A 12,261-nucleotide genomic window follows, 5' to 3' on the forward strand; every position below is an offset into this window, starting at 1 on the left:
TCTTTTTACGGATTTTAATAGAAGCAGGTAAGAACATCCCGTTTAGTCTTTCCTGTTAAATTTAAAGCTATATATGTAAATGTTATTGTTCCCAAATATTATTGTCCCGGTTTACGTCAGGAAACAGATAATCCGGATCAATCTCCACTTTTTGGACCGGTGAGGTATTATCAATTACCAAAATGGCTGCTGTGGCACCGCTTAGCCAGGTATCCACATCAATTTTTTTGTTGATGACAGATCCGTCCTGCAGGGTTATTTGTACCTCGGCCGGCATCGGACTCAGACCCAAATCCTGAATAATGATGCGCGTTCCGTTTTCTGATTGGGTAACATCTGTTACAGCATGATCAAGTGTCCATGTTTCGTAATACCAGCTTCTCCAGAACCAGTCAAGATCTCTTCCGCTTACGTCCTCAAAGGTATTGAAGAGATCCCATGGATATGGGTGCTTGTACTCCCATTCTTTCAGGAATGTTTGATAGGCTTCTTCAAAGACATCTTCTCCAAGAAGCCCCCTCAAAGTAACTAGCATTGAGGCCGGTTTTGAATAGGATGCGCGGCTATAAGCAAGGCCGTTATAGTGGAAGTCTGACCATCGCATGATTTCACCTTCATAATCGGTACCGGCTATCTGAAGGTAGCTTTGAAAATCTGCGATTTCAAAGTCCGGACCGTCGGGATAGTAATCCAATTTTGCCAGGTTTTCATTAAATGTCGTGGTACCTTCATCCATCCAGCTGTAATGCCGTTCATTGGTACTTATCATCATTGGTACCCACATGTGGGCAATCTCATGGGCTATCACGGCATATAATGATTGTGCTGCCCGACCCCTGTAGGCACCGATAATGGTCATCATAGGGAATTCCATACCACCGCCAATAATACCGCCGCCTTCAACTGCGGTCATATGCGGCCATGGATAGTCTATACCGGTATATTCTGATAGGAAAGAAGTAGAGTGCCGGGCAAACTTGGCAGCATTTTTCCAGAGGGGTGCACTGCTGCGATAAAGGGCATTAATCTCGGTATAATCGGTATTGCCATCGTCATTAAGGTCACCTATAGGTGCACGGGTTGCATCCCAGATAGATTCTTTGGTAACACTGAAGACAAAATCGCGAATGTTTTCCGCAGTAAAGTGCCAGGTTGCGGTATTATCTCCGTCCGTACGGGTAATATTTCCAAAATCACTTGATGAGACTACATTTACGACTTCGTCACCGGAATAGGCTTTCATCATCCGGTCGTAAACAGAGGAAACAAGAACCTCTTTTCCGTTTTGAAGCTGACCGGTGGAGGTGACTACCCACTGATCGGGTGCGGTTATTCGAACATCGTAGTCGGCAAAGCCATGGTAAAATTCAGCATTGATTCGGAAAGGATCGGTGAACCATCCGTTTACATCATCATAGACTCGCATCTGTGGATACCAGTAGGCAATATAGAAAAGATTTTTCTCGCTGTAACCCATACGACCGCCGGCTCCTTCCTGTGGGACTTTAAAATTCCAGTCAATGTTCATTGTCACAGAATCACCGGGTGCCAGGGGTTGGTCAGGCAGTATGGTCATGACGGTTCCGTCTACATAATATCCTCGATCTCCGTAGCGTCTGATGACCTGAAGGGTATCCCCTTCATAGACCATGTTTTTGAGATTAATACCGCCTGTCACTTCCGCGCTCTCATTTCTAACCACTCCCTCTTTATGTACATTTTGGGAAAGCTCAAGAAAAAGCTGTCCAAGCGTATCAGGAGAGTTATTGTAGTAGGTGATAGTACTGTTGCCGGTAACGGTTTTATTGTCCGGATTCAGTGTCACATCCATGTCATAGGAAGCGTACTGCTGCCAGTATTCGCTGCCGGGCTTACCTGAAAAGGTCCGCGTACCATTAGAATAGGCTTGATAGAAGGCATTGGGAATTTCCTCATCAATATCGTTGGGTACAGGCCGGTCTATTTCAAAGGGTGAGGCTTGCTCATTGGTTTTTACCGTATTCCCGGTATTATCTTTCGGAGCAGGATCAGAACCGGTCTTAGTCGTCGCACAACCGGCGATCAGAATTAAGCCTAGGATTGCTGTTGCGGAGAAAAGAGGATTGAATCGAAGTTTCATAGGTTCTTAAAAATCAATGTTAATGCTTGGCAGAAGCATAAAAGATAAGTTCGGCTTAAGATGATGGAGTCTGTTATTCAAATTACATCATCCCGGAAATAAGCTTTCACAGCCATCTTAAGGTCGTCAAACTCAATAGGTTTGGAAAGGTAATCAATATAGCCGGTTTCTTCAGCTCTATTTACATGATAAGGGTCCGAATTACCGGTGATATAGATAACGGGAACATCGGAAAATTTGCGTATTTCAAGCATGGCATCAATCCCGTCGATTTCCCCTTCCAGGGAGATATCCATGATGATCAAATCGGGATTCAGGTTCTTTGCAGTTTCAATGGCCGTCTTACCGTATACCAGTTCACCTTCGGTTTCAAATCCCAATCGTTCCAGGTAGCTTTCATAGAGGAGATTAAGTATCAGATCGTCTTCCACGATCATTACTTTTCGAATACCGCTCATAGTTGTCTGTAGATTAATTTAAAGGCAAGATAACTATAAGCATGTTTTTTTCAATATAGAATTTAGCTACTTTCTCGTGCCTGATACCGATTTGATTTCTATAATGTTGGTTAGGATGGGCTAATAATAAAGCAACTTTGATTTCAATCTGTTTATTTACTTTTCACAGAAGTACACTAATAATAATATCATACGGTACAGACGGTCAAAATTCTGAGAGATGGTTACACATGCTGATTTTCCTGGTTCTCCTCATATTACTCCTTTTGAAGGTGTTGATTTATCTTAAGTCATGACGGAAGGTTACGATTTTTGATACGCACTTTTATCCGGCTATGCCAGCCTAGGGCATGGAACGCATATTTTATGCGATAAGTAGAAAGTATAGAACAACCCTCCAAGGGTCGGCGACCCTTGGAGGGTTGTTTTTTTAAAGTAGTTCCTGTTTAAAATCGATATGAGAGATACAATTTAAAGCTAAACCGATCGCGGGTGAAATTGGCAAACTCTTCAGAGTCGAAACCGGCATTTCCACCGATATTAAATCTGCGATTGATCGGATACTGTCCCTCTACAGAAAATGACCAGGAATCGAGGCGTTGAATATCCTGTGAAAACTGAAAGTCGGCTGAAGCCGTCCCGAATCCTCCTCGTATCCCAAGGTAAGTTTGAGCATCACTGAAATACCGGCGCGTGAGCAGGCTAAGTGATTGTGAGTTACCCGCCGAAGATGGTACAATGTACGTCCGTCCGGTAAATAGGTAGTTGCCCCAATACTTGCTTAATGCCAGTATATAAATGGAAGTATTGGAGGAAGAAAAGTTAAGATATCGAAAACCGCCTTCCACCTCGAAAGAAGAGGGTAGGGTTTTATAGAGAGATAGACCCAAACGAAAATCAGGATAAACGAATGAATTGGAAAAACCTGCACTGACATACGAATATAGGCCTTCTGTAATAGAAGGATAGGCGTCCGCATTAACCTGCACTCCGTTAGTGGAAAAGCGATTGGCATATTGCACTCGGCCGATTACAGAGCCGATAGTTGTCTGTCGACTCAGTTGAACTTCCCAAAAGTTCCATGGCTCAAAGATTTCACTGAAGCGGTCGTGCCGGTAAGACAGGGTGGCCTGATATTTCATCTGTTTCAGATTCAAAGATTGCAAACCCTGCCTGGCTTTTTGACTGCCAGGGTACAAGTCCAGAATGTTGAGATAGGTTTGTTCGGCATCTTCCGCCATTTCCAGGTTCTGCTGAAGTCTCGCTTTGGCCAGCAAAAAATCTTCCTCTTGGGGGAAATGTTGCAGGGCCTGCTCGGCCCATTCAAGGCCCTCCCGGTAATTTTCTGACCAGGAGGCCACATCCAGTCTGGCAGATAGGGCTTCATGGTTATCCGGATCTTTATCCAGTACATAATGAAGCTCCTCCCGTGCTTTCCTGTAATTTCCTTCCCAGGCATAAAGCCTCGCGACAAAAACACGAATTCCGTGATAATCAGGACTTATTTCGAGTGCCGCATAGGCGTACTTGCGGGCCTTATCATAATTTTCTTCTTCGAAAGCAGCCTGGCGTGCCAGTTCAAACTGCCGGTCAACGGTCAGCTCTTCATTTTGCGCTATTACAGCACTTGGAAATACTGATAGCAAGAGTACTGCGAGTAGATAATATCTGATTTTATGGCAATTAAACCTGAATATTGAAAGCATATGATAGAACGCGAATAATGCGGATTAGGCTGATTTACGCCGTTTAATATTGTAATAAAATTTCAAGCGGCGCAAATCCGCCTACACCGTTGTGTCAGTGTTCTATTCAATCGTAATAGGGCGTCCCGCGCGTCCCGCGTGGTTGAAGACTCGCATTTTAACAACGGTCTCTTCCGGTAAGGCGAAAGGTTCGGTGTATTTGGTGCTCTCAGCGGTCGGTTCCGATCCGTCGGTTGTGTAGCGAATAACGAATCCAGGCATCTGTACATTAGCATGCACCATACTATCCTGTACTACCGCACCCGGAGTCGGAATGCGATAGGCAAATCCACCGGCATAGTTATCCAGTCGTGGCAGTTCCCGTTTTGCGGCACTATTCAGGAATTGAGACCAAGCCTCATTATATTGATTCTCATTTTCAGAGCTCCAATCTCCCTCTGCCCACTCTGGTTTCGGTGCCCAGGCTCGCTCGGCCATCGCCAGCAATTTCGGCGTCAGCATATATTCCTGACGTTCATCATTGATCAGTTTTTCAGCCCAGAGCAAGCTCTGTATCCCTACGATATTTTCTCTTCCTTCTTCGCTCAGACGTACCATGTCATTGAAATGGTCGGCCGCAAGGGGACGACCCAGCAGATCGGTCTTTGCATTTTTATAATAGTTGTATGGTATAAAAGAAAATGGCTTATCCAGGCTGTTGAATCCGCCCCAATAGAGTCCGGGCTCTGGAAAGGCCTTCACGTAAGCAAGGTCGAAATAAAAGTTTGATACACCTGATAGCACTACTTTATATCCGGCATTGGCCAAACGGTAAGCCAGGTCTTCAGCACCCGATCCCATCACATTATTCCATACATCAACCTGCACATCTTCTTTGGCAAAAGCGGTATCAGCTACATGGTGGCTTTCCCCACCCCACAGTGCTTCTTTCATTCCGATCTCTTCCCAGCCATACAGGGACAGGCCTCGTTCTTTCAGCATGTTGTTCACCCGCTTAAAGAAATAGCTCCAAAGTCCGCCCACCGATTCTACCTCCGGGTTATCGCGAACGAATCTGATAACCGATGGTGAGAGCTCCCAAACGCCATTCGGCACTTCATCCCCGCCCATGTGGATACGATCGAGGGGAGCACCTGCTTCTTTATACATGGCTTGGAGCTCATCAATCACTTTGCCAAGGAAACGATAAGTTGATGGCAGCGATACGTCAATCACATTGTCGTCCCAGCCCTGTACCGACCGGTATTCAGAACGATCCCGCAGATCACGCAACAGGTAACGGGGAGCTTCTTCCACTTGCCCCTGCTCCATCAGGCGTCGATAGCGAGCATCCATCGATTTGATGGCCGCTCGGGCATGGCCGGGCGTCTCAATTTCAGGGATCACACGAATGTGACGCTCGGTAGCATATTCTAAAATTTCAATAAAGTCTTCGGTTGTGTAGTATCCGCTTCCGGGATAGTTTGAATTCGGCCCGGAACCGTGAGAGGGCTGCAAGTGCTCCTCATTGGTGAGCGTATGCGCCCGGCGGCTTCCCACTTCGGTAAGCTCGGGTAGTCCGGGTATCTCGATGCGCCATCCTTCATCATCGTTAAAGTGAAAGTGAAACACGTTAAGCTTATACAGAGACATCAGATCCAGCGTTTTCAGGATCTGTTCCTTGGAACGGAAATTACGGGAGACATCCTGCATGAAGGCTCGGAAGCCGAAACGGGGGTGGTCACTGACCTCCATGGCCGGTACCGCAACCGAGGGCTGATCTGCTGTCCATGCTTCCGGTGGGATGGCTGTTTTAAGCGACTGGATGCCGTAAAAGATGCCGGCTGAATCTGAAGCCGAAATTGTTACGGTTCTAGGGCGGATGGATAGCCTATAGCCCTCGGGTTCGGTTTCTGCACGACGCAGCAGGATTTTACGGCCTTGTCCGCCCCGGCTATCGGTCGACATGGCAAGAGAATCACCGAGTATTCTTGCCATTTCACCCGATAAATATCGTGCCTCGTTTTCAAATTCCGGAAGATAATCGATAATTACATCACTGTTGAGTGCAAAAGTACCATTAAATGTGCTGTACTCAACAGGTGTAGGAAATACTTTCGGGAGGTCGGCTTCATTTAGGTTGGGAATATCTTTGTTTCGTTCAAAAACGACTTCCGGTGTAGCTACAGGGACCTGGTCCTGCGGACCGCGATTCAGCACATCCGGATCATTCACTGGCTTGACCTTATAGGAGCCGATTGGAAGTCCTTCTTCTGTATTTGAATCCCAGACCCAGTAGAGTCCAATGGGTGCACCTGAGATATTAAGTACCGACCCCGGGGAAATCACACGCACACTAACGGAATCGCCCGGTTCCAGGCCTTCAAAAAAAGCGGTAGGGTAGAGCCGGTTCAGATCCCCATTGACCCGTTCGATATAGAAATTGGAGGTGCGGTCTTCACCGGCAAGATTATTCATGTAGAGGCTCCAACCCTCTGCCGGCAGGGTCTGATCGCCATTATTAATTAAGGTTAGACTGGAAAGGTAGCTGTTACTTTGCTGGTGATGGTTATCCAGAAGCTCCCAGGTGACATGCAGGGAGGCAGGATCAAAGCGATCGTTCTGGCTCATAGCCGTAAGCGATAATCCAAAGACCAGCATTAAAAGTAGTACTGTAAATCTACATCGTTTCATGATATCCCGTTGTATTTTTAGTTGGCCGGCTTAACCGGAATCAAAATTATTTTCTTATTGCGCGTAATTTAGGGTACGCGCCCTGAATTGCAAATCCATTTCGAGGAGTAATTAGGTCTCTTCGTACCGGCATCAGAGGAGCTTTGTTCCTGCAAGTTACGATTACCTGCTTAGACAAATAGAACGTAGATCTACACAGAAATAACGGGTTATTAGTAATTGTATGATCCCTAAGATTAATTGATCTATGTCTGATCATGTCTCTAATAATCAATCTTATCACTTGTGAAGGTGTTTTATTAAAATATCTACCCGACTTGTGATTAGTAGCTGATATTTAATAGTTTAGGCATAGGTGTGCTCTTGAAGATTCTTGATTCGATTACTTTTACAAACCATAATTAAACCGACATGGGGTGTGTTAGCTATGAAATCCAAGACCAAAATACATGATGGGATAGTAGGAATGATCTACCTGGCCAGTATACTATTGTCTGTATATGTAAGTCAGCAGTGGCTCTATCTGGCCGGCGCGGTTGCCGTGCTACAGATATTGAGCATGTTCACCGGTTTTTGTCCGGTTTACTTTTTGCTAGATAAAATGATGCCCGAAAAGAAACCGGCAGCTATGGGCTGACATCTCAGTTGAAATAACACACTTCCAAGGTTCAGAAAACCTTGGAGGTGTGAGTTTAAATACAGGTGGAATTTTCAAATTCCATTTTCCCAATTACTATCAGTGAATAACAAAACGACCAATCGATGGGAAGGAATAAAAGTGCATCGGGAGGGTCTCTTTCTTTAAAGCTTCGAAGGCTTTGTACTTCAAGATAAGTGCCTGTACTGCGGAGCTTCGTCTATTTTGAATGAAATGGTGGCCTAGGTGTGACTTGAACCCACGACCAATCGATTATGAGTCAATTGATATTCTGCCTTTTAGTAAATTTAAAGCACATTTTTTTTAAATTGTTCAAACATTTGTTCAAACAATTTCTTCTTTTTAGGAATTGTTTTTCCCATTTAAAATGTAATTAAGCTAAAAAAATCAGGACCGGCAAGCCCTGATTTTCCTGATCTACCGATCTTTTACTCTTGTGTATTGTCCAGTTGGTCGATGTACCCGCTCCGGATCGGTAGGCAAAATACTTTCAATTGCTATGAAATTATCCCGCTTCTCCAGGTAGAGCATGCACGGTTGGCCAACTATCTTATTCAGATCAAAGCCTTCCTGTAGGTCCTCATCTGAGAATGGTTGTCCACGCCACCGATCTAAATCTGCTCGGAGATTGCTCTTCGGGTGTAGGCTCTTGCTATAGCGTTTTGAGAGAATGAAGTGCTCTCCGTCCCTACTGGTAGCCTCAAGCTCAAAGATAATGCTGACCTGGTGCTTCTCGCCGAAGGGCGTATCCTGCACGCCCAGGTCAATAACATCTACCGCGGCGGCTGGTTGAAGCCCCGTAGGCGCCAGCTCTTTTTGTTTGGATTCTAATTGAATAACTAGGGACATAATTGCCTCCTTTATTTTGGTTATGAAAGCCGAAAGACTCTCGTAGTATTTTGTTTTGTGTACTCTTTGTAGAGCTTGGGATGATCTTGCCTGAAGCGCGCCGTATCGAAACGGTTGCGGGACTGGTTCTTCCAGCTGGCTAGTTTCTGGCCGTCATCGCCAACCAGCAGCTCCGCATCGCCTATCGCTTTTTTAAGATCTAGTTGCAAGGATTCCCTCAGCAGCTTTAGACCCGTTAACCGCTCCTCGACCTGCTTGAGGGCGTAGTATCTATTTACGGTATCCGGGGCAGCTTTAGCAGCTTTTCCTGCAGCCCCGGAAGGCCACCGCAGGGTTACATCATCCAGGCAGCTCAGGGGAGGGGGTTGGTCTCGGGTGATATATTTATCCCACCAATCGGCAAGCCTCTCGTTGTTAGCCTGGATGACCTTATGGTCAGCTTCAATCCTGAGAGGTTGCAAGTAGACAGCCGTATCGCGCAGAAATACTTGCAAGTACCCGTAATCCAGACCAAGCACGCCCATATAATGAAACAGCTGCAGGCGCCACGAGATAGGCACATCGTCGAGGGTATCCAGTCTGGGGACGCGCCTGGAGGTCGAACATTTGATCTCTAGAACACCGTGCCCCTTGCCGTTTGACGGGGAAATAAGCCCGTCAATGTTTCCACTGAGCATTGATGGATAGTCCTTATGAAAATACATATGAGGATCATCTTGAACCTCTAAGCCTGTAACTTTTCGAAAATGATCTCGAATATGTGGCTCCATAAACGTTCCAAAGGCCGCAGCTGGGCTGGGTTCGTATGAGTCGTACCTGCCCGTTTTTTCTAGCCACAGCATGTAAGGGCTCTTGTATTTGGAAAGCCCGAGTGCTGAGGCTACGTCGCTACCGCCAATACTTTCACGTCTAATTTCAAGCCATTGCTCGTGGCTAATATCTTTCGTGTCAATCATGGCGACCTCCTTTCTTTCTTTTGCTGATCAGCCAGCCGAGTGCAAACAGGATAGCCTCCTGCAGCAGCTCACCCAGCAGCTTTTTTAGCCTGTCCATACTAATTCAGATATAATTCTTTAGTAATGGAATGAAGCTTCGTATGCATCTTTACAATGTTCTGCGGCGCGCTGCTTTTGAGAGCTTCCGTAGCTGCGTTATATCCGCTCCATAGGGTGTCGGTTGCAAACTCCTCATGCGTTGGCTCCCAGATCTCTCGGTAGGCTTTTGAGGATTGGGTAGGCGAGAGGATGCCTTCCCCGGTCAGTAGTCCCAGGTATTTAAACTTGTCCTGGATGGCCATTGGAATCTGCTTCATCTTGGTTACGTCTTCAGACAGGCGGCTGAATTGGTGTTGGGACTTGTAGATGGCCGTAACAATCTGATCATGAAGGTCCTCATGCATGTTTTCCCCGGTATGCTTTCGCATGACTACTATATCGCCAGACATAACCAAATTATCGCAAATAATTATAACACCATTACCGGCAGCAACCCCTGCCGAAATCGATTTGTCGTAGGAATTTCTGATTCCTATCGCATATTTTAGAACCTCATTTTCAGATGAAGGATTGATGTAGGTAATTAAGCCAAACATTTTTTGGCCGTCCTTGCTGAAGGCATATTGCTGGCTATCAAAACGATAGTCTGTCAGTAGGTCTGATGCTACCTGCTGCACATTACATGCAAAGTCGTAGTGGTTTAAAGGTTGATAGGTGTTAGTTTGTTGTGGCTCCGGTATAGTCAAAAGCTGCTCTAATGAACACCGCTTTGAACCACAGTGGGTTAGTAGTTGGCTCATAATGAACTCCGTATTGAATTAATGTTGGGTGAGATAATTCTCAGAGTTCTTATGCCAAAATATTTATGGAATTAGCATAGTTGGACGTCTGGACGCGCCCAAACCCAAAACTTTTATTGGAATAAGAAGTATAGGTAGGCCGTTTTTGGTGCTAATCTACCAAAAAAGATGTCATTTCGATCGCTCTGCTAGTATCATCGGACGGGTAACTTTCAGCATTATTGTAAATACTGCTTAACTATACAAGCAACTTTTAGTAATCTGGGTAGTTTGCACCGCAGGTAGCATTACATGGCTAGAATTAGCATATTAGCAATAAATTACCACATTAATTAATATGGCAAAACCTCTTATCCTGCATATTGAAGACACGATGTCAATATATAAGATGGTGGCTCATAAACTAAAGAAAAGTGGATATCGCGTTGATCATAGAAAAAATGGCAAAGAAGGATTAGATGCCATCAAAGAATTGCTTCCAGACCTTGTCATTTTAGATGTTATGCTGCCAAGCATGAACGGTTTTGAGATTTTGCGCCGAATGCGTGAAGACAGCAAACTAGAAAAAGTAAAAGTGATAATGCTTACCAGTAAAAATCGCACAGGGGATCTTGAAAAAGGTTTTGCTTTTGAGGTTGATGATTATTTGGCCAAACCATTTAAACCTCAGGAATTATTACTAAGAATAAATAAAATTCTAAAAGAATAATTTGAGTACTATAAAAGGATAAGAGATAATAGTAAAACAATCTAATTGGTTGGCTAATTAAGCGGGATAGTGACGTTAAATTCAGTGCCAACATGTTTGTAAGATGAAATATGCAGGGATCCACCGGCCTCATCCAATAAATGCTTGACAAGTGTTAACCCAAATCCATAACCATTTTCCCCAACGGTACCATGTGTTGATACTGCTGTACCCTGAGAGATCTGATCAATTGTCTCCTGATCCATCCCTACGCCGCTATCTTTGACATTGACAACTAATTCGTGTTCTGACTCAACTTGTTCATTAAGATGCAGCTCAACGCTAACCTCTCCGCCTTCTGGAGTAAATTTTATGGAATTGGATACCAAGTTTCCTACTATTTGTAGTAATTTAGATCTGGAGAATGTAATTACCTCCGTTTTAACGCTGGTTGAAATGTCTAAGTCAACCCCTTTGGATTTTGCTTGTGGATGATAAAGCTCCATTAGTTTTTCACAGAATGAGCTGCAACTGTATTTAGGGCCATTTTCTTTATCATCTTGACTTGTACAATCGCCCATTATTTTTTCGACCATTGCGATCACGGATTCTGCTCCATCTTTGATAATGGAGACAAGCTCTAATATGCTCTCATAATTTTCTTCTGCGATTTCTTCTTCGATCAGATCTGCAACACCTATCATCCCGGAAATCGGATTTCGTAAATCATGACTTATTTTGTAATTGATCTCTCGCAGCGCATTAATATTATCCTGTTTAGTCTTCAATTCACTAATCATCTCAAGGCGTCGCACGACTTCATTACCAATGAGTGTTAGTAACTCTCTTTTATTAGAAGAAATGCTTTGTTGCTGTTTGTCCATTACACAAAGTACACCGATAGGTAAGCCCGAACTTGTTTTAAGTGGAACTCCATAATAGTAGCGCAGACCCGGCCCTTTCTTTACATAATTACGATCCTTGAAACGCTCATCTTCGGAAAGATCTTTTATTTCAAGCTGATCTGGCTCTAGTATGGTGAATTGGCAGACCGACTCCTCCCTTGGCATTTGGTTTAATTGCAGCCCTTGAGACGACACAGTCCATTGGGTAAAGTTATCAATCAGATTGATAAGTGATATCTCGGTATCAGCAATCCTTGCTGCCAGACGGGTTAGATCACCGAGATGTTGCTCAAGTTCTTGGTAATCCAAATCAAGGCTGGCAAGCTTTTCGAGGCGCTGCCATTCTTTGTCTGTTTTAGGTGCTTGTTCATCGACAGTAATTGTATCCATTTCGTATCCTATTTATACCA

10 protein-coding genes are annotated in these 12,261 nt (G+C 44.6%); 2 read left to right on the top strand and 8 right to left on the bottom strand.

The window, feature by feature from the left end; all coding sequences use genetic code 11:
• Positions 1-82: 82 nt before the first annotated feature.
• The 4 genes from G3570_RS03030 to G3570_RS03045 all read right to left on the bottom strand — a co-directional run bounded on the left by G3570_RS03030 (position 83) and on the right by G3570_RS03045 (position 6,956).
• Positions 83-2,119 (bottom strand): M1 family metallopeptidase, encoded by a 2,037-nt coding sequence (locus G3570_RS03030; RefSeq protein WP_165139026.1) that lies wholly within the window; start codon positions 2,117-2,119, stop codon positions 83-85.
• A gap of 77 nt (positions 2,120-2,196) precedes the next feature.
• Entirely contained in the window at positions 2,197-2,577 is a 381-nt protein-coding gene (locus G3570_RS03035; RefSeq protein WP_249066613.1) for a response regulator, read from the bottom strand.
• Between the two features lie 446 nt (positions 2,578-3,023).
• A complete protein-coding gene (locus tag G3570_RS03040; protein WP_165139028.1) occupies positions 3,024-4,223 on the bottom strand; it encodes a YaiO family outer membrane beta-barrel protein in 1,200 nt (399 codons plus the stop codon).
• A gap of 162 nt (positions 4,224-4,385) precedes the next feature.
• Positions 4,386-6,956, bottom strand: a complete 2,571-nt coding sequence (locus G3570_RS03045; RefSeq protein ID WP_165139030.1) for a family 20 glycosylhydrolase — start codon at positions 6,954-6,956, stop codon at positions 4,386-4,388.
• Positions 6,957-7,383: 427 nt separating this feature from the next.
• Between G3570_RS03045 and G3570_RS03050 the strand changes: the two genes are divergently transcribed.
• Positions 7,384-7,593, top strand: coding sequence for a YgaP family membrane protein (locus tag G3570_RS03050; protein ID WP_165139032.1), 210 nt, complete (start codon positions 7,384-7,386; stop codon positions 7,591-7,593).
• A 438-nt stretch (positions 7,594-8,031) separates the two neighbouring features.
• On the opposite strand, the gene G3570_RS03055 is transcribed toward G3570_RS03050, so the two are convergent.
• The 3 genes from G3570_RS03055 to G3570_RS03065 all read right to left on the bottom strand — a co-directional run bounded on the left by G3570_RS03055 (position 8,032) and on the right by G3570_RS03065 (position 10,258).
• Positions 8,032-8,463, bottom strand: coding sequence for a phage replication initiation protein, NGO0469 family (locus G3570_RS03055; protein WP_165139034.1), 432 nt, complete (start codon positions 8,461-8,463; stop codon positions 8,032-8,034).
• A 20-nt stretch (positions 8,464-8,483) separates the two neighbouring features.
• The gene (locus G3570_RS03060; RefSeq protein ID WP_165139036.1) at positions 8,484-9,419 is read right to left on the bottom strand and encodes a YqaJ viral recombinase family nuclease; all 936 of its coding nucleotides are present in this window, start codon (positions 9,417-9,419) and stop codon (positions 8,484-8,486) included.
• Between the two features lie 98 nt (positions 9,420-9,517).
• Positions 9,518-10,258, bottom strand: coding sequence for a hypothetical protein (locus G3570_RS03065; RefSeq protein ID WP_165139038.1), 741 nt, complete (start codon positions 10,256-10,258; stop codon positions 9,518-9,520).
• Between the two features lie 337 nt (positions 10,259-10,595).
• On the opposite strand from G3570_RS03065, the gene G3570_RS03070 reads away from it, so the two are divergent.
• Positions 10,596-10,967, top strand: a complete 372-nt coding sequence (locus G3570_RS03070) for a response regulator transcription factor (protein ID WP_165139040.1) — start codon at positions 10,596-10,598, stop codon at positions 10,965-10,967.
• A 53-nt stretch (positions 10,968-11,020) separates the two neighbouring features.
• Here the strand turns inward: G3570_RS03070 and G3570_RS03075 are convergent, their stop codons facing one another.
• Positions 11,021-12,241, bottom strand: coding sequence for a GAF domain-containing sensor histidine kinase (locus G3570_RS03075; protein ID WP_165139042.1), 1,221 nt, complete (start codon positions 12,239-12,241; stop codon positions 11,021-11,023).
• Positions 12,242-12,261: the final 20 nt, after the last annotated feature.

The sequence above is a fragment of the Halalkalibaculum roseum genome, from assembly GCF_011059145.1.
Lineage (GTDB): Bacteria > Bacteroidota > Rhodothermia > Balneolales > Balneolaceae > Halalkalibaculum > Halalkalibaculum roseum.

Excerpts from the sequence above, each read along its gene's own strand:
- G3570_RS03070 (WP_165139040.1), top strand. The coding sequence starts at position 10,596 with ATGGCAAAACCTCTTATCCTGCATATTGAAGACACGATGTCAATATAT.
- G3570_RS03075 (WP_165139042.1), bottom strand. The coding sequence starts at position 12,241 with ATGGATACAATTACTGTCGATGAACAAGCACCTAAAACAGACAAAGAA.
- G3570_RS03035 (WP_249066613.1), bottom strand. The coding sequence starts at position 2,577 with ATGAGCGGTATTCGAAAAGTAATGATCGTGGAAGACGATCTGATACTT.
- G3570_RS03050 (WP_165139032.1), top strand. The coding sequence starts at position 7,384 with ATGAAATCCAAGACCAAAATACATGATGGGATAGTAGGAATGATCTAC.
- G3570_RS03065 (WP_165139038.1), bottom strand. The coding sequence starts at position 10,258 with ATGAGCCAACTACTAACCCACTGTGGTTCAAAGCGGTGTTCATTAGAG.
- G3570_RS03030 (WP_165139026.1), bottom strand. The coding sequence starts at position 2,119 with ATGAAACTTCGATTCAATCCTCTTTTCTCCGCAACAGCAATCCTAGGC.
- G3570_RS03045 (WP_165139030.1), bottom strand. The coding sequence starts at position 6,956 with ATGAAACGATGTAGATTTACAGTACTACTTTTAATGCTGGTCTTTGGA.
- G3570_RS03060 (WP_165139036.1), bottom strand. The coding sequence starts at position 9,419 with ATGATTGACACGAAAGATATTAGCCACGAGCAATGGCTTGAAATTAGA.
- G3570_RS03055 (WP_165139034.1), bottom strand. The coding sequence starts at position 8,463 with ATGTCCCTAGTTATTCAATTAGAATCCAAACAAAAAGAGCTGGCGCCT.